This is a genomic window from Legionella pneumophila subsp. fraseri (assembly GCF_000586315.1).
Taxonomy (GTDB): domain Bacteria; phylum Pseudomonadota; class Gammaproteobacteria; order Legionellales; family Legionellaceae; genus Legionella; species Legionella pneumophila_B.
Genome location: NZ_KK074228.1, coordinates 1 through 18,329, shown reverse-complemented (window position 1 = coordinate 18,329; position 18,329 = coordinate 1). Strand labels below are relative to the sequence as shown.

Sequence of the window (18,329 nt, the reverse complement as noted above, 5' to 3'; positions counted from 1 at the left end):
CCGTAGAAACACCAACAAAAGGAGTGTCTAGCGAAACACCGACGCAGAAGGTTTCCGTAGAAACACCAACAAAAGGAGTGTCTAGCGAAACACCGACGCAGAAGGTTTCCGTAGAAACACCAACAAAAGGAGTATCTAGCGAAACGCCGATACAAAGGGTTTCCAGTGAAACGCCAATATCTCGAAAGCAGGAACGTGAACAACCAAAAATCTCAGAAGAAAAATCACTTTCATTGATTGAGCGTTTAGCAAAAGCAGTTGAAAATTTTGCAACTAAAGTACAAAAAGCATTCGAAGCGGCTAAAGAATGGATTTTAGGTTCAGACAATCAAAATAGAAAAGGACCAAGCCAATGAATACACAACCCAATAATATGTATGCAATAAAACTAATGACACTGCTTGAAGATGTATCTCCTGTATTTGCTGAGCTAGAAAAGATACTTGCCGACTCAAAAAAATTGAAGTCTAAATATAAAAATCATCTAAATCATTTAAGCCTATATTATAAAGTTGATCGCTTAAAAGAGGAAAACAATCCAATTACAGAGGAAATTCTGGTACAAAAAGTCGAACATATTTGTCTTGTTTTAGATGGGATTGGAAAAATTATTACTGAAATTTCAAGTGATGAGGAAGAAAGCAAATTGTATATTCAATCTGGTGTGATGGACAAACTGCAAGAAATATCCCAAAAGCTTTCAAAGTTGATATCCTGATGTCAGAGATAGGGGGGTGTTTTGGTATAAAGAGTTTTTTGCTCAAAATATATTGCAGGAGACTAAGTGCTAAGTGTTTACTTTATTAATTATAACTGATGGTAAAACTCATATAAGCTCCCAATCATTAGAATTAGTCGCTCGTTCAATGAATTTGAATTACCAACTAATCGATTTTCATGATGATATAGATAATATTTTTCTCGATGAAAATGAGTGTTTTCTTATCTACCACACCACTAGTTCAGACAAATCAACCGATATAGCAAACAAGCTTGGTCAACAATATTTCACACTGCAATTTCCTTTTTATGGTGAGAACATCCCGCAAGAAGTAAATAATCTCAATTTTCAAATGATTCTATATGTAATAGGCAGTAATATTAATAGCTTAACCATTCAAAAATTTACCAAATCAGATGATTTTGGAAAGCCTTATCCAAATAAGCAATTCCTTAACATGGCTATCCAGATAGGTGAAAAATGTTCAGTTATAGAAAAATTTTGCGATAAATTTATAGAGGAAAAACAAAAGCCGATACTATTAATTAATAGTAACGACTTAAATACAGGATATTATCAACAGATTAAGTGGTTTACTGAGAAGATAAATATGAAACTATCGGTCATTGGACAAACTACTATTGTTGATAGTCAGGACTATTTAATTCTAAATAACCAGATCAATCTTCCTCAAGAAGCTCAATTTAAAAAAAATATCTATGGTCATCAAGTAAAGGCTTCTGTCAGTGACATTTCAGTCTCCAGTTTGGGAATACATATGTGGCAATCTCAAAAATTCGAGAGCGTACATTTAGCGAAGGAGTTTATACAAAATGCCCCATATGGGTTTCCCCTTATGATTTCATTGGGTGGTGACAATGCAACGATAAGCCGTGTAGAAACACTTGAATCTGGTCTATCGATGCTAACTGAGTACTATGATGAACAATTCCCTATATCATTTTGCCCCCATACCTATGTTGATAAAAGGCGGAAGTTACTTCTGATTGAAAATACAATAATTGCTGTTTTGCAGAGTGACCCTTACACAAACTGTGAGGAAACTCTATACGAAACTGTACAATATATTCCAGGAAATGTATCTGAAATTACTGAACGTGAACAGCAAGCGATAGAATTTTTAGTGGAGAAGTTAGGATATAATGCCGGCTGGATGATTGAATATTTTATAGATGCCGAAAATGAAATATACATTATTAGTTTAAGTCATGGTTATGATCTGAGTGCTTTTATGAGCATCAAAGCAGAACCTATACTAATACATATAGTAAGTAAACTTCTTGAACAATATTTTAATAATAAGCTTCAAACTGCTTTATTAAATAATATAAATCAGCTTAAAAACGGGCATCAGCGCTTTAACCTAATCGCTGCATACTATTTGGATATAGGTATAGAGCCAATTGATGGCAGTCTTGAAATAGCAAAGTTAACTTACTTAAACAGAAGCCATCTTGTCTCAAGGTGCGCTTTTGGAGAGAAAGCATTATCTCAAACTTTTAGAAATAAATATTCTTCAAAAAAAAAATTCCAACAAAGGGTATTGAAAAAACATCCAGAGGTCGTAATACCGACTGTTTACTTGTCAAATAAGATCAATTATACAGTAGGTACTATAGAGCGGCTCATATCAAATTGGTCATTCCCAATGGTACTAAAGCCCGATGAAGGGATCTCTTGTGATAAGTTATTTATTGATTTACGCTCACCACAAGCTATTTTAGATGCCCATCAACAGATCTTGTCAAGTCAATATAAAGGCTCACTACTTCAGCCAAAGTTAAATGGTAAGGAATACCGAGTTGTATTAGTGAATCAGAGTATTGTAGCAATTGCCAGGAAAAAGGCAGCGCAACTGGTAGGAGATGGAAAATCTACTATTCGAGAATTAATTCAACAATACAACGAGCGGTTTAAAAGCTATATCAATGAAGATTGTAATAATGTGTCGAATAATTTTTATATAAAATTGCAGGCTGATAAACCTGATTTTAGAACGATCCCTAATATTAAGATAGATGTTGAGTTAACTACATTTTTAGCCCACAAAGGGTTAACGCTTGAAAGTATCTTATCAAAAAATGTCTTGCTTGAGTTGTTGCACGTCAATATTGAAGGCGCAACCTGGGAAAATGCATGGGGGAAGATAGAAGATTGTTTTTTAGAAAAAATCAAACAAGTACACATTGATTTTGGTTTAAAGATAAACGGGGCAGATGTATTAATAACAGATGATAATGAACTTAAAATTTTCGAATTTAATTGCTATCCTGCTATTATGTTCCACCATTTTATTTTAAGAGGTAAGCCTGAGCCAGTAATACAATCGGTATATAATTATTTATTTAAAAGGCATTGATGATAGAGATGGAGCGATACATGTCAGTTTACCCACCAACTCTTTTTTATGAGAATACTCGACAAGCGCTAAATACTAATATAATACACATATCTTCAGGATCTTGCCTATTACCAGTTCCATCTTCTTTTACCTATTTTATAGATAATCATTATATTGAAAAACTCTCTGTCTTATTAAGTGACTATGGAGAAAGTGCCGGTCCAATTCTTATACGCCAAAATATGGCAAACTTAGAAAATTTTCGAACGAATACAAACTACTATGATGAATCTAATGTTTTTATAACGTTAGGCACAACAGAGGCTATTGATGTTAGTTTATTGTTATTATCCCGCTCTTATCGTCGAGTATTTTGTTTTGTTCCACTTTATTATTCGGTTGGATCTTGCGCGCAATTATATCATCTGGAGCTAAATAGTTTATGTGCACTGGGTAAAAATGGGTGGGAAGTCGATATTAATCAGCTTGATAAACTCGATGCTCATAGCATTCTTTATTTAAATAGCCCCAATGCCATTTCAGGTTATCATATCTCTGGCCAAACGCTAAAACAGATATTTTCTTTAGTCAAGGAAAAAGGTTGTGTATGTATTTTTGATCAAATAATTAGAGACTTAACCTGGGAAACTGACTTCACACACCCACTCACTGTAGCGGCAGAGGCTGATATATTGGATCAAATATTCTTTTTTTATGGGCCTTCTAAAGATAAATCCATACCAGGAGCAAGAATAGGTTATTTATACTGCCCCCAACCTTTCGTAAAACAGGTTGCAACAATGTTAAATCTGCGATACTGGGCTCCGCCGTTGATGGTATCGGATCTCACACATTTAGATAGTATATTCAATTGTTTGCAGGCGGGGTTTTTAGGTTATATTGGTTTTGAAAAGGACAGGGATATTGATATTATTTCTTTATATGAGAGTTATTGTCGAGATTTGTATTCAAATATTAATATCATAAAAACAAATATGATTAAGATAGGTGCAAAACTTGCTCCTTATTTGTCATATTCTAATCAGCCATCTTCTGGCTATTCATTATTTTTTAAACTGTCTGATATTGATGGCATTGATCAGGCTGAGTTTACTAAACAACTTGAATTGAAGCATGGATTAAGAACAACATTAGGCCCTATGTTTGGTTTGACTCAGAAACAATGGGAAGAAAACTATGGATTATGGCTTAGGTTGAATGCGACATTACCCGATGCTAACCTTGAAGAAGGACTCAATAAACTTTTAGCAGTACTTGAAAGGTATCTATGAATCAAATGAATTGGCGATTTTTAGAAAACATATCTGAAGTAGTTACTTCGCCTTTTTATATATTAAATGAAACCTGTTTAGTTGATAATTATAAAAATCTATTAAGTGCTTTTAAGAAACACTATTCAAATACTTTGATTGCTTATGCATGCAAAGCCAATAATTGCCAATCAGTACTAAAAGCTCTTAGCGGTGCTGGAGCTTTAATTGAGGTTTCATCGTCATTAGAATACCAAGGTATCATCAATCTTGAGCATGATCCTGAAAAAATTATTTTTAATGGGCCATTAAAAACAGAAAATGATTGGCTTCTAATACAAAAAAATAGCAGTATAGCTAATATTGATTCAATAGATGAAATGGAGCAATTATATAGAATTGCTGGTTTGCATTCAAATAAAGACTTTAGAGTTGGGCTACGCTTAAGATTACCAACCAGTCGATTTGGTATACCAGTAGATGTCCATACATTTAATTCGTTTAAAGATTCATTGAGAAATTATCCAAATATTCAATACGTATCACTCCACGGCCATTCTAATTGCAAAACCGGGTCATTAATGCATTTTGCCAACTTAACAAAACTATTACTTAAAACAGCAGAAGAGTATTTTCCAGATACGATCCAAAGTATTAACTTAGGTGGCGGAATTTTGCATCCGGAGATTCCCGCAGGTAGCGTCAACGAGCCAATTCCTTCCTGGCATGATTATGCATTTCAAATATCGAATTTGATTAATGAAAGCCGCTGGGCTCATGAAACTCAGCCAATGCTTTATCTTGAGCCAGGTGCTGGACTGGTTGCCAATGCAGTTCAAATGGTTACAAAAGTTATTAAGACTGAAAAATCAGGCAATAATTATAGAGTTACTGTTGATGCCAACGCTTTGCAGGTCAAACCAACCAGGCATAAATTCAATATGCCCTTAGAACTTGTAAAATCGCAGCAAGATGCTGAATATCATTCTGGATGCTTTACAGTTTATGGTCCTACGTGTTGGGAAGATGATATCCTATTGAGTGACGTCTCAGCTGAAATTCCAAGAAAGGGGGATTATCTTATCATTAATCACGTTGGCGCTTACACTATTTCATTGATGCCTCATTTTATTATGGCAGCACCAGCAGTTATTTCCCTGGAAGATAATACATTCAAAATATTACATCCAAGACAAACTTTATTACACCCAACCAGCCATCTGTAGTAGCTCACAAATTTAATATAGCATTATCTGTTTTATGTACTGTCGATTAGTTCTCAAAATAATCTCTTAATCGTTATATTTTTTTTGCCATTTACTTGAAAAATAACTATGGTGAAATTTATTTTGTATCAATTGATCAATAATGTCTTGCGCCTGTTGTACGCGATTTTCATAATCGCCACTAATGATATGATATGGGCGGTTATTTGCTTCCAGGAGATTAATTGTTTGATTGAAAAATTCTTGTCTTTCAGACTGCATTTCCTCATAACGTACACAATCTTCTGTCCAAGTAATATCTGGTTTTGTTACAAGATATAAGTCGTAAGAACTTGTTAGTGCGAGATTTACAATTTCCAGAGGTGCAGGAGTTTTCATAATCCAACGATACCAAAGCGTTGTTAATAGTGGATCGGTATCAGAAAACAGGATGCGAACAGCATTCTTGCCTTGGATTGTTTCGAAGATTTGTTGTCCGTGGATAATGTGAAGAAAGTCATCATTAGTAAAATTCATTTTAGAGACATTTATTCTTCGTTCATATAATATAGGTTCTAAATATAATCTTGCGTATTCTGGTACAAAAGTTGTTTCATAGTGACTTGAGAGTATTTTTGTGAGTGTGGTTTTTCCACTAGATTCAGGGCCAATAATTGCTACTTTAAGTAAAAAATCCGGTTTTACAAAGGACGCGAGGCTATCCCAATTTTCTTTAAGACTATTTCGTATTTCTGTTGCTGATATAGGATGGATTTCTCGTAATATCCCAATAGGGATATAAGTTGATCCCAAATTTTTTGCCAGCTGGAAACCATATAGTTCCCCAGCAAAAACATAATCTGTACGGTAACTAATGGTTTGATAGATGACATCTTTCCATGTTTGCCAAAAACCGGGCAAGTTAGGATCTTGCGGCATGGGTGAAAATAAACAAACGACTTCAGCATAAGGGTATTTTTTTTGTAACCAGGCAACTCTTTGTTCACCTGGAATATAATTGTCGCCAAAAGCTCCATCATTAACATTATCTACGATGATATGCAGTTTATCTACAAATTGATATGCAAAGGAGATCAGCATTTCATGCCCTTTGTGAGGCGGCATAAATTTTCCAAGTACTAATCCGGTTTTCATTTAGTTATTCTCATGTAAATGTTGAGTATTAGCTTGTTGATATTTATTCAGGGCTAATTTTTCCTGACAATAAGCAATATATTTAATTAATAAGTTGATATCAGCAGTAGGGCAGCAAACATTGCTATTTATCAGTGATTTTTTAGTATTCGTTTGTTCGATATTTATATTGGTCACTTGAAATAAATCCAGAGGGTTATATTCAATATGATTCCTATCTATAAGTTGTCTGCTAACAGACATATAAGTAGCCAAATAACTTTTATTACTTTTAAAATTTGAAACCAGTTGCTCTCTCCATTGAACTAATGGAATTGTCTTGATATTCGGGAAATGTTGCGACAGGGCTTGTTGAATCAGCGCCAATGAAAAATTGGTATCATTAATAATGTGAAAGAAACCAGATTGTTCATTTTGAGAAATATAGAGCATTGCATTTACAGCATAATCAATAGGCGTTGGGTTAAGATAATATTCCTTATTTTTTGAAATAGTGGGGAAGCTTTGACTCAAGATCGTTGCTTCAAGAAAATGTATCAATAGATCATTCTGGCTTGAGTGGCCATTAACACTATTGCCAGTGATTAGTCCTAAACGAAAAATATTAATTGGGATTTGTGATGAATATTGGCTAACCAAATATTCTGCTGCCCATTTTGTCTGGGCATAACCACCATAAATCTCGGCGAATTGATTTAAATGGTTTTCCTCATAACTCTGACCAGCATTTTGATTTGTGGAGAGCAATACTGATAATGTTGATGTATAGTGTAATTTTTTTCTTTTATTGGTTAGACAAAAACGAAGTATGTTGGCGGTAGCTAGAACATTATCTGAATACAACACGTCAAATGGTGATGTCATATTTACCGCTGCGGCCAAATGAAAAACTTCATCTACTCTTTCAGTCAGTGAAAACCAGTGATTTTTATCCAAACCAAAATAGTCCTGTGATAGATCCACAGATAGAATTTCAAGGGATTCCAAATCATCATGTGAAATGAATAGCCCGTTTTTTTTCATTTGCATCATAACACGATGTTTTGCATTTGAATGAGAGGTTGATCTGACAAGACATATTATTTTAAATTTTGAAAGCAGTAAGCGGGAGAGTAGATAGGAACCAATAAAACCAGTACAACCAGTAATCAGAATTGTTTTTTCGTTTTCTATTTTGTTCTTGATATACGCTTTTTTATTTATCCGACAAATAAATTGGTCAATTACATGTTTTTCTTTATCAGCTATTGATATTAATTGTTTTCCTTTCATTACAAAAACATCTGCAGGATTATCATGATTTTTTAATAACCATTGACTTAATAATCGGATAGTTGAAAGTTTTTCAATTGCACCTAATGGAAGTTTAATATTATGCTTTTCGCATCTAGTGATCATTTCTATAGCTGTTAATGAATCTCCCCCTAAATCATTAAAAAAATGGCTGTCCAGGCTTGGGAGTTTTTTTAACTTCAATGTTGACTTCCATATAAATTGAAGTGTCTTTTCTGTCTCGTTTAGTTTTTCGCTATTATCCTTTTCTACTAATTGACAATAATCGTTTTCCATCTTTTTCAAATAGCTAAGATGAGCATCAGGATCAATCTTGCCATTTGCATTAGTAAACAGTTGAGTAAGCTGATAGCATTTAGAAGGAATCATCCAATCGGGTAATGAGTCTTTTAACTGATTAAGAATTGAATCGGATTCTATTGATTGTTTGCATTCAATAAATGCTATTAATTGTGTTGTTTTACTTCCTCTTTTAAATGGAATAACCAGGCTATTGGTTACCTTGGTAATTTTTTTTAATGCCTGTTCAATTTCCTCCAGACAAACCAGTTGTCCTCGTATTTTAAGTTGTCTATCTTTTCTCCCCAGAATAGCAATTTGATTATTTTTATATCTCCTAACAAGATCACCCGTTTTAAAATAGCGTTTTCCTTGTATAAAAATAAATTTTCTATCAGTTAGCTCTGGATCATCCATATATCCTACTGCAAGGCCTGGTGAAGAAATCAGCAATTCTCCTGCCGCCTCGCCTTTTAGTGGATTTAAGTCATCATCAATGATCAAATATTCATTAGGTGATATGGGATCACCTATGTAGGCTTGATCCGAATTTGGTGAACATATTGCCATGCTGGTACAGATGGTTGCTTCAGTAGGTCCATAAACATTGATGAGTTTACAACGGCTACTAAAGGCTTTAATTGTCTTAATGGGGCAAGTTTCTCCACCAATTATTAATGTTTTAATTGACGAGGGAAGTGTTTTGGGATCAAGTCTAGCCAACAATGAGGGGGGAATATCCAAGTGGGTAATTTGTTTTTTTGCAATGGTTTCATAAATTCTACTGGCTAATAATAAACTTTTGTTAGATGAAATAACCAGGCATGCACCTGATAACAGAGTTGTACCAATATCAGAGAGTGATGCATCAAATTGCGGCGATAATAAAAAAAGAGTTCTGCTTGTCGCATTTAAATCGAATAATTGAATTTGTTGTTCCAGGACATTAACCAGGCTAGTATGAGGTACCATAACCCCCTTGGGTTTTCCAGTACTGCCTGAGGTGAAAAATATTGAGGCTAATTTTTCATTATATGTTCTAATTGTAGAATGAATAAGCTGAATTCCATCGGTATTTATCAATGCATTGGGTTTGGCAATATCCAAAATGTGTTGACGCCTAAGCTCAGGGAGCTCTGGTATGATAGGAAGCAATACACAATCCATTCTCCATAAAGCGAGTAACGTAATAATATACTCAATGGACTTATCTAAAGTGACTGCCGCAATGAAGCCGGGAATAATTCCTGACTCTTTAAGTTTAATGATATGGTTGTTTACAGCTTGGTTTAATTCGTTGTAAGTGATGGTCAAGTTATCCCCATATTCAATCGCAGTATGATTAGGATACTTTGATGAAATAGTGTGAAACTTTTGACTAAATATATTCATAATTTGAATATTCTGTATTGAAGACAAACGGATAATATGAGTTAGTATTAGCAGCTTTTGCTATACCTGTCAAAGAACATTCTCTGCTACAAAATTGCATAAGAACCAATAGTGTGCTATTCGTAAATATATATCAATTTGTGCATAGGAATTGTGATGCTTGCTGTGCGTAAAGAAGAAAAAGAACTATGTTTTCGGAAGATCCCAGAGCCTCAACTGTTATCCAGCACAGATGTCATTATTAAAGTAAAGATAGCAGGTCTATGCCGTACAGATCAATACGCTGCACAAGGTAAATTAAAATTAAAATTACCAATCACATTGGGACATGAGTTCTCAGGTATAATAGAGGCAAAAGGTTGTGATGTTAGAAGATTTGAAATAGGTGATAGAGTATCTTGCTTCCCTATTATGAGAGGCTCTAATGGTAAAAATTTATTCATGGGGGTAGATTATGATGGAGCCTTTGCCGAGTATGTCCGTGTTACAGCAGAACAAGTTTATCCAATCCCTGATTCCCTATCATTTAGGCACGGAGCATACTTAGAACCTGTAGCAGCCAGTTTAGCGCCTCTCACTCTCGCTTTGGATAAATCGGCAGTAGGTGGAATATGGGGTAATAATCGTATAGCCATGCTTACGTTAAGAATATTAGAATGTGTAGGCTATCGCAATATTATTGTTATTGATTCTGATAATGTGGCACCTTTGAATAACTATTTTGACTATCTTATTGAAACAGACTTAACTAATGAGTCGATAGGCGCAATGGTTCGTACCTTGAAACCCAAAGGCAAACTAATTTTAAAAAGCCGGCCTTCTAATAACATATCATTTCCTGTGAGGCAGATCGTACAAAAGGAAATTCAATTATTAGGTGCTCATTATGGTGAGTTTAAAACAGCTATCGATTTATTGGCTAATAAACGCTTATATGTGGATGATTTGTTTGGTGATAATTTTCCTTTATCTCATGCAATAATTTTGCTTTCTGAAATATCAGCACCCGGAGAATCCAAAAAAATATTCTTTACTGTTAACGATTAAACTTTAAATGCTTGGGACAAATAGTGAAAAATACATGGTATGAAAATTTCTTTGATGACATTTATGTTGATTATCAAGTCGAGAGGACGAACGTAAAAGAAATTTGTGACTATTTACTCAATCAATTTGAAGTGGAACCAGGGGCATTAATATTTGAACAATGTTGCGGAATAGCTGATATTTCGCGAGCACTGGCACAAAGGGGATATCAAATAATTGGCATTGATCTTTCTACAGATTGTATAGAGCGGGCTTGTCAACTTGCTAAACCCGTTTCATCATACTGTTCGTATCGACGAGCTGATGCTTTACAGTTTATTACCAACCAGCCTGTTGATGCCGCTTTTAATTGGTATACAAGTTTTGGCTATACAGACAACGATCATATTAATTGTCAAATGATTAAAAATGCTTATGCATCTCTCAAAGACGGTGGTATCTATGTCCTCGATTATACTAATCCAGCTTATATATTACAAAATTTCAAACCTTATTTAGAGGTCAAACTAAAAGACAGACCTGGAAAAATTATTAAAGAAGTAGAGATTGATATGGAAAGAGGTATGATTGTAACGTATTGGCATTATGATTTTCCAGATTTGGGTGATTCTAAAATTACCAAGTTTGGCGAGTCTAAAATTTATTTTCCCTCTATGCTTAAAGAGATGTTTTTACAAACCGGATTTACTGATATTAAACTGCACGGCAGTATAAATGGCGAAGGAGTAACCAAAGATAGCCCACGAAATATTATTGTTGGAAGAAAATAAAAGACTTTTTAGGAAAATTTAAAGATTTTGTAAGAACTTTTAATTAATACAAATTTAAATTTTGAGCTCTTATGTTAATTTAAAACGTTTCATTAACAAATAACTGGTTATAATTAACATGACAACGGGTTCTGCAGCAACTTTTTGGTTGAAATCCATATTCTTAATCGACTCAAAATAATTTTTAACTTTAGGTTGTGATAGATAAGGTAATGATTGGAAAGCTAGGTCGTTGACACAATCTAAAATAAAATCAATTCCTTTGGGGGTCATTAAAAAAAGTGGAGGTGCTAGCAGTGGTTGTTTTTTTCGATAGAGCGTACTGGGAGGAATAAATTTTTTTACAGCCTGTCTTAAGGCATATTTTTCTAACCCATGTCTGAAATTGTATTCGGCGGGCATGGAGCTAACTAAATCAAATAATTTATGATCAAGAAATGGTACTCGACCTTCAACCCCATGAGCCATTTCGGTTCCATCACCAAGTGTACGCAATATATACCCAGCTAAGGCAAACTTACTCCAAAGATAGGTTGATTTTTGTAAAGGTGTAAAATTAGCAATGGGATTTATGATTTCATTTGAAAAAATTTGATTGAGTATACTTGTCATCCTATCCTGTTTGTTCATGAGGGCACTAATCTTCATCCCAATTGATGCTTTTGCCCTAACAAATGTAGGAATCATACCAATTTTATTTTGAATAATACTCAGATCAATATCTTGTTCATCGCTAAAATGAATCCCTCTGGTAATCGTATTAATGGTTTCTTTTTTAAAATTCTCTGGATCAAAGTCACAAGCCAAATGATTATAACCGTAAAACAACTCATCTGATCCTTCACCAGATAAAACTATTTCAAAGCCTTGCTGTTTGATTTTCTGATTAAGAATATATTTTGCACTCAGATGATTATTTATAGCGGTGCCTTCTGAGTAGAATATTGCGTCTTCGAGAACACTCAACATATGTTCAACAGTAATACTGACAACCTGGATATCGACACCTATGTGATCAGCTACTGCTTTTGCCTGTTCTGTTTCATCATAGAGTGGATTATCAAAAGATAATGTAAAACAAGGTAAAGTATTTCCTACATACTGATTTGCTAATGAGGCAATTGCAGAAGAATCTAAACCTCCACTAAGATGACAACATATTTTCTTTTCACCACTTCGTAGTCTTTGCTGAATTGAGTCTTTTAATTCATTTAAAATTAAGGAGGTATAATCCTCAAATGAAGGTATTTCCATTTGGTTGTTATGGTAGTTGATATCCCAGTAGGTGTGTTTAATCAATTTGTAGCCATCATAAACAAGTAATTTACCGGGCTCTAGCTGTTTGATACCTGAAAACAATGTTTGATCTGCAGATAGATATTGAAAACTAAAACTTTGTTCAAGAGATTGGAGATCCCACTTGATTGCGACACCAGCCGCGAATATGGCTTTAGCTTCAGAGGCGCAGTAGAAAACTCCATCTTTAAGATAATAACACATTGGTTTTATCCCAAACCTGTCTCTAGCAATAATTATTTTATTTGCAATCATGTCATAGATGATGATGGCAAACTCACCACGAAGGTAATTCACAAAGTCTAAACCATATGCATGATAAAGATGTAGAACTAATTCACTGTCTGAATTTGTCTTAAAATTATAACCTAAAGAGATAAGTTGAGTTTTAAGTGGTGTATAATCGTATAACTCCCCATTAACAGATATGACAATCTTATTGTTAACCATAGGTTGGTCACCGTTGATTTTATCATTAATACTAAGCCTATGATGGCCAAGTGCAACGCGACCTGTTTTTGACCGCCATATTTTGTATCCATCTGGTCCACGGTGAGCTAAGGCCTTTGTTGCTTGTACGACTTGTTCAGGGTCAATAGCTTTATGGCTGAATATCCCTACTACTCCACACATTTATATTTTCTCATTTAGCCAGTTATTAGTAGTTTAGTTATTTTAGTGGCATGGTTCAAATTAAGGTTTTGTAATTAGAAATTGGCTTTGCCTGAAATGCACAAAATTAATCAAATTGGTTTTTAATTAATCATTTATAATCTATTAAAGCCTGAAGTTGGTACAGAAAAATGTTTAAAAATTTCTGCCAAAGCTAAATTGAGCAAGTCAAATTTGTATTTAATATGTTTTATTCTATTATCTATCATGGGAGTTTTTGAGTTTGCTTTAAGCTCACAGTTCTTTTCAAAATGAAAACTCTTTTTTTTCAATAGGATGTATCAGCTCAAGTCAAATTTAATTCAACTTAGATAACAAGGAGTTAGTTACATGAAATATATATTTCTTTTTATAGGCTTAATTGTTGCCGGTATCAATCCAGTTTTCGCAAGCGTGCTTCCCAGTTCAAAAGATGCTCAGCTTTGTACTAATGCTTATAATAAACTTTGGCATATTTTTGACAGTGTGAAGGCTGATCACCGCGGTGATCCAGCTGCTCAATCTGCTATATTTAATGTGGAATTTCCCAAAGTACTGGCTGAAGATTTTTCCCTGACCATTAATAATTTGCCTGTTGAGCCCAATAGTTCTGAAACAATTACTGTGAATGTGCAAGGACTTCCTCAAGTGATTTCCGTGGCTTCAGAGCAAATTACTTCATGGGGACAACACCATATCGCTGGTCCTTTCAGTTTTAAACTCCTCTCTGAATCATTACCCTACAAAACACGGGTTTATCTCATGACAACCCGAGATATTGATTACACAAATTCTCCGGAAAATAATGGTTGCGCGGCTTTCCTGGCACAAAAAAATATGGTTTGCACCGTTAAAAATACTGGGCTTACGACGAGAAAAGCCATGCTTAATAGTATGAACTCTCACGTTGTAACAACTTATGTCATGCCTGCTCCAAATTGCAGTCTATGGATAGCTCCTCCAGTTGAAGATTTTCCTACCGAAGCATAATTTACAGTAATGAAATGAGTTCTCTTCCCGAAAACCCACTTATTTAATTTCCCCAAAGTGCTGTAAAATCTGTCACTTTGGGGTATTCAATGAGTTAAGAAAGAATCCGATAAACACAGGTTTTACATTCTTTCTTACTGCGATGCCGTCGGCTTTTTATTGAATCGATGCGGCACTTACAGGCATTTGCGTGTTGTTATTGAGGATGTCATTTCATGTTGTGGACAACAGCACGTGGATTTAAAAAAAACACGTTGATCAAATTTAATTCCTTATGTATCCTTGGCTCATTTTAATGAGCTGTTTGAGATTATGAAACCCAATTTGTTTTACTTTGTATTGACGCAGATTTTAGCTGAATCTCCAAATTTTAAATTATTAGATGAAGTTAGACCGGTCCATGATATTACTTTAAAGGATAAAAAGTATTATCGTTTAGAATTACCCTTGGCTAATATTGCTGCAGAAGGTTTCAGAATGCATGACGCGCATATTAGTCTTTATGAGAAGACAGATCCCCATAATCCAAATTTGGGACTTTCGCATTTTACTGCAATCTTCCATGATCAAAATGGTCAAACCTATCGAATGCATTTGTTTTTGAATCGTTTCGACGCTCTGGCATGCCCAGCTACCTGGGAGTTATTGGATGATGATGAGCAATATGTCAAAGTTTCTCCACCAGAAAATCTGGAATATTTCATTCATTCTGTATGGCAGCTAGGCCTGCCTTGTTTGCAATTGTTGCGAAAAAAGCAAAAGGAAATAGAAGCTAAATTGCTTGCTGATTACCACAGATTAAACGAGGAAACGACTTCACTAAGTAAGGATTTAGATAAAAACAGAGCGGTCTATTTGGAAAAGCTTGATGAATTAATTAAGACGACTAAATCATTAAGCCAAATTTCTGAAAGTAATCATTGGTTGAGAGAAGCAATTTACCTGGGGAAAACACACAAGTACGTATCCTCTATGCCGGAACCAATTCTTGAGCCTGTTAAAAAAAGTGATGAAGAGCATAAAAAAGATGACAAAGCAGAGGTTGTTGCCTTGTCTCCAAAGCAAGGGGCTAAGGAGCCTAAAATCAGCAGAGGAAATATCGGGCTTGCTCAATCGACCTTATTTTCCAAATCAGCCAAAGCGCAACGCCCTGTGGATGTGAAAATGGAGCGCGATATTAGCAAGATAAAAAAATTGTTTGCTCAACTATTAAAGACGGAAGATAAAAAAATTAAAGCAGTTCTTTTAATTGATTTGCATTGGAAAATCAAAGACATTAATTTGGAAACGGAAGAGTTACTGACAAAAGAGCAAACACAAGCCCTAAATGAAATCGAAGGCTGTGCAAATAAAGAAGCCAAGTCACTCCTGGAAAGAGCTTTGTTTGCTGGAGAGTTTGAATATGCTCAAACCCTGTCACCTTATTATCCTTTGATTAATAATGATCTAATGGTTCTTGCGCTTACTCAGAGAAAAGCTGATCTTTTAAGTTTTTTAGTCACTAAAGTAGGTTTGCCTATCAATAGTTATCCAATTAAAACCAAAGTGAAAACGTATTCCAATGCCGTTGAGTACTGCTTCTCAGAACATAGTGAATCGTTGGTAGACTGCTTTAGTGTATTAATAAAAAATGGCGCAAGTTTGATGCAACCTGTTGGCTTGCATAAATTACCTTTAGCTCATCATCTTTTGTCTGAAATCCCCAGGCACCCCTTATATGCTGCATTAGAGAAAAACAAAAGTTTAACCCTCAATAACAAGCAATTTTATGCTCATTTAATTAATGCATTAAAATCATGTTTGTTATCTGATGATATTGAAGGTGACCAGAAAATTGCCTTGGAAGAGTCCATTGCTCGATATGAGCACTTAAAGGCTAATGTAAAAAACTCATCCTCACTTCTGAGTCCTCAAAACCAGGCATTGGCTGATGAAATAAGTGATATTACGAAAAAACTATTGTCTGAGGCTGTGGCTGAAGCAATTGAGAGTGATGAGGAAATATCAAGAGAAAAAGCCATGGCTAATAAAGAATATACAGAGTTGGTTCGTAAGGTGAAAGCATTTTATCATAAAACCGGAAAGAATTTTGCTTTTCAGTCTTTAATTAATTCAGCGAATCAGGAATTGAAGAAAGAATTATTAGAAATTGACTTTAATATCGATATTAGCTTTAGCGAGCTTAAGAAATCTATATTGGAAAATTTAAGCAACGAAAGATTAATGCTCAGTTATTGTAGTGAATTAATAGACGTTCAGACAACAATCATGCAAATATCGCAAGGAGCCGGGAGAAAGAATAAAAACCTGAAAAAACTCAATGCGCGACATGCTGAGCTTATCGAATTGCTCACAGATTTAAGCCAAAATACGCCTCAATCTATGCTAAAAGAAGCCAATGAATTTCAAAATTCTTTTAGTCAGCTTCAAGATTTATTGAATGGCTTGAATCAATTGGAGGGCTCTTTTGGCATGCTTGCTGGAGTATTAAATCAATTTCTTGAGGGCTCAACATCGGAATCAGAATCTTTTGATATGAAGCTATAAGATAATTGGCATACTAGTGTTCTGACAAGCGAAATACAGTGTAGTCCTGTGCATCAAGCATCATCTGTGACTGGATTTAGGTGCTCAAATGACGCATTTTTTTTATTAAAATCAATAAAATAGATGGAGCGAGCAGTAAAGTGTTCTTGATCAAAAACATGCCAGGTAATTCGGCACTTTTTCTGATTCGCTTCAATCACATAATAGCTGTTTAAATTATCTTTGCTGCGTGGACACAGTAATGAGCCGGCATGCAGCGCCAGGCAAGAGTAGCCATTATTTTTAGCAATTAAACTTAAATGAGCATAGTGTAAATGACCCGTGTAAACCAAATGAATGGTACTTTGCTTTAAAAAACTTAAAAGCGTTTGTGCATTCGCTAGTGGCTTATGTAATCCTTCCATATAATCAAAATTATGATGAAAGAAGAGCAAGTTTAATTTTTCATCATCCGGTTTAAAATATCGTTCAATTCTATTTAATGTTTCATGAGATAGTTTTCCATCCTTTAATTGCAATGGGTTGACACTATTAACCCCCAAAATACGCACACAATCGTTTTCAAAGGTGGTGGTTACATCCGGGTTGATGTAGCGTTTGTACTGGCGAAAAGGGAATATAAAACGCGCTGGAACATTATAAAAAGGAATATCATGATTACCGGGAACAGTAAGCGTTTGAGCTGGCAGTTGATTTATAAATGAGCAAAGCTCCCGGTACTGATACGAGAGTCCGCGTTGAGTTAAATCTCCTGAAATAAGAATGATGTCTGGTTTATCAAGGGCGGTTTCCTGAAGAAACGCATTTAAAACTTTAGGTTGATGCATGCCAAAATGCAAATCAGAAATATGGATAATTTTCATGTTTTTTTAGTCAGTAGTTTCAGCGATTTAGGTAAAATTTTATAATAAAGAGGGGGAGTTATAGCCAGCGTATCTCCATCTAGAGAGATGCTAATTTTATTTTTATGAAGAACATCAACCTCCAGAGGTAATCTTGTCTGCATGATTTCAAAATGATCCTTATCCATTAAGAAATCAATGAAAAATTTGAATAAACGCAATTTGCTGCGTTTGTAATAGTAAATACCCAACTGCTCTTTTTGAAAACTTTCGAGAGTGAATTTGAGAGGAAATTCATAGGTATAGCAATTGTTGCTCACCATAAAAAAAGAAGTACGTATTGATATATCAAGTTCCTTATTTTTTATTATTAAAGCATAAGAGCGGTGGTGTAACAAAGCCTGGATAAAGCTGGGAATATAGGTAAGCCATTTAGGGTGCTGCGTCTAAATAATGTTATTTATGTGAATTAGTTTCGACTTAATCTGACACAACTACTTGAAAAAGT

14 protein-coding genes are annotated in these 18,329 nt (G+C 34.7%); 9 read left to right on the top strand and 5 right to left on the bottom strand.

The annotated features are described in order from the left end of the window. The 5 genes from CC34_RS01000000116635 to CC34_RS0114510 form a co-directional block, all read left to right on the top strand. Nucleotides 1–356: hypothetical protein (locus tag CC34_RS01000000116635; RefSeq protein ID WP_032833179.1), on the top strand; the 356-nt coding region annotated here is incomplete at its 5' end. Then, nucleotides 353–718 carry a hypothetical protein gene (locus CC34_RS0114525; RefSeq protein ID WP_027229154.1) on the top strand — a complete coding sequence of 122 codons (366 nt, stop codon included), beginning with the start codon at nt 353–355 and terminating at the stop codon, nt 716–718. The genes CC34_RS01000000116635 and CC34_RS0114525, both read left to right, overlap by 4 nt. A gap of 73 nt (nt 719–791) precedes the next feature. After that, entirely contained in the window at nt 792–3,101 is a 2,310-nt protein-coding gene (locus tag CC34_RS0114520; protein ID WP_027229153.1) for a hypothetical protein, read from the top strand. Between the two features lie 20 nt (nt 3,102–3,121). Next, a complete protein-coding gene (locus tag CC34_RS0114515; RefSeq protein ID WP_027229152.1) occupies nt 3,122–4,375 on the top strand; it encodes a pyridoxal phosphate-dependent aminotransferase in 1,254 nt (417 codons plus the stop codon). After that, a complete protein-coding gene (locus tag CC34_RS0114510) occupies nt 4,372–5,580 on the top strand; it encodes a type III PLP-dependent enzyme domain-containing protein (protein ID WP_027229151.1) in 1,209 nt (402 codons plus the stop codon). Before CC34_RS0114515 ends, CC34_RS0114510 begins: the two co-directional genes overlap by 4 nt. 66 nt (nt 5,581–5,646) lie before the next feature. Here the strand turns inward: CC34_RS0114510 and CC34_RS1000000116765 are convergent, their stop codons facing one another. Then, on the bottom strand, nt 5,647–6,714 hold the full coding sequence (locus CC34_RS1000000116765) for an AAA family ATPase (RefSeq protein ID WP_050598237.1): 1,068 nt from the start codon (nt 6,712–6,714) through the stop codon (nt 5,647–5,649). After that, nucleotides 6,715–9,678, bottom strand: coding sequence for a thioester reductase domain-containing protein (locus CC34_RS0114500; protein ID WP_028379649.1), 2,964 nt, complete (start codon nt 9,676–9,678; stop codon nt 6,715–6,717). A gap of 156 nt (nt 9,679–9,834) precedes the next feature. Here CC34_RS0114500 and CC34_RS0114495 point away from each other — a divergent pair, with 156 nt between their 5' ends. Beyond that, nucleotides 9,835–10,725: an alcohol dehydrogenase catalytic domain-containing protein gene (locus CC34_RS0114495; protein WP_027229149.1), complete on the top strand. Its 891-nt coding sequence runs from the start codon at nt 9,835–9,837 to the stop codon at nt 10,723–10,725. Between the two features lie 23 nt (nt 10,726–10,748). Continuing rightward, nucleotides 10,749–11,495, top strand: coding sequence for a class I SAM-dependent methyltransferase (locus tag CC34_RS0114490; protein WP_027229148.1), 747 nt, complete (start codon nt 10,749–10,751; stop codon nt 11,493–11,495). A gap of 69 nt (nt 11,496–11,564) precedes the next feature. Here the strand turns inward: CC34_RS0114490 and asnB are convergent, their stop codons facing one another. Beyond that, on the bottom strand, nt 11,565–13,424 hold the full coding sequence (gene asnB / locus CC34_RS0114485) for an asparagine synthase (glutamine-hydrolyzing) (RefSeq protein ID WP_027229147.1): 1,860 nt from the start codon (nt 13,422–13,424) through the stop codon (nt 11,565–11,567). Between the two features lie 369 nt (nt 13,425–13,793). Here asnB and CC34_RS0114480 point away from each other — a divergent pair, with 369 nt between their 5' ends. Then, nucleotides 13,794–14,432 carry a hypothetical protein gene (locus CC34_RS0114480; protein WP_027229146.1) on the top strand — a complete coding sequence of 213 codons (639 nt, stop codon included), beginning with the start codon at nt 13,794–13,796 and terminating at the stop codon, nt 14,430–14,432. Nucleotides 14,433–14,744: 312 nt separating this feature from the next. Beyond that, nucleotides 14,745–16,979, top strand: a complete 2,235-nt coding sequence (legC4, locus tag CC34_RS0114475; protein ID WP_027229145.1) for a Dot/Icm T4SS effector LegC4 — start codon at nt 14,745–14,747, stop codon at nt 16,977–16,979. Between the two features lie 53 nt (nt 16,980–17,032). Here legC4 and CC34_RS0114470 read toward each other — a convergent pair whose 3' ends face one another. Continuing rightward, nucleotides 17,033–17,842, bottom strand: a complete 810-nt coding sequence (locus tag CC34_RS0114470; protein ID WP_027229144.1) for a metallophosphoesterase family protein — start codon at nt 17,840–17,842, stop codon at nt 17,033–17,035. Then, the gene (locus tag CC34_RS1000000117625) at nt 17,839–18,009 is read right to left on the bottom strand and encodes a hypothetical protein (RefSeq protein ID WP_229310356.1); all 171 of its coding nucleotides are present in this window, start codon (nt 18,007–18,009) and stop codon (nt 17,839–17,841) included. Before CC34_RS1000000117625 ends, CC34_RS0114470 begins: the two co-directional genes overlap by 4 nt. Nucleotides 18,010–18,329: the final 320 nt, after the last annotated feature.

What these genes read in the sequence shown, in the direction of transcription:
- CC34_RS0114510 (WP_027229151.1), top strand. Translation starts at nt 4,372, where the DNA reads ATGAATCAAATGAATTGGCGATTTTTAGAAAACATATCTGAAGTAGTT.
- CC34_RS0114495 (WP_027229149.1), top strand. Translation starts at nt 9,835, where the DNA reads ATGCTTGCTGTGCGTAAAGAAGAAAAAGAACTATGTTTTCGGAAGATC.
- CC34_RS0114525 (WP_027229154.1), top strand. Translation starts at nt 353, where the DNA reads ATGAATACACAACCCAATAATATGTATGCAATAAAACTAATGACACTG.
- CC34_RS1000000117625 (WP_229310356.1), bottom strand. Translation starts at nt 18,009, where the DNA reads ATGGATAAGGATCATTTTGAAATCATGCAGACAAGATTACCTCTGGAG.
- asnB (WP_027229147.1), bottom strand. Translation starts at nt 13,424, where the DNA reads ATGTGTGGAGTAGTAGGGATATTCAGCCATAAAGCTATTGACCCTGAA.
- CC34_RS0114515 (WP_027229152.1), top strand. Translation starts at nt 3,122, where the DNA reads ATGTCAGTTTACCCACCAACTCTTTTTTATGAGAATACTCGACAAGCG.
- CC34_RS1000000116765 (WP_050598237.1), bottom strand. Translation starts at nt 6,714, where the DNA reads ATGAAAACCGGATTAGTACTTGGAAAATTTATGCCGCCTCACAAAGGG.
- CC34_RS0114470 (WP_027229144.1), bottom strand. Translation starts at nt 17,842, where the DNA reads ATGAAAATTATCCATATTTCTGATTTGCATTTTGGCATGCATCAACCT.
- legC4 (WP_027229145.1), top strand. Translation starts at nt 14,745, where the DNA reads ATGAAACCCAATTTGTTTTACTTTGTATTGACGCAGATTTTAGCTGAA.
- CC34_RS0114500 (WP_028379649.1), bottom strand. Translation starts at nt 9,678, where the DNA reads ATGAATATATTTAGTCAAAAGTTTCACACTATTTCATCAAAGTATCCT.
- CC34_RS0114480 (WP_027229146.1), top strand. Translation starts at nt 13,794, where the DNA reads ATGAAATATATATTTCTTTTTATAGGCTTAATTGTTGCCGGTATCAAT.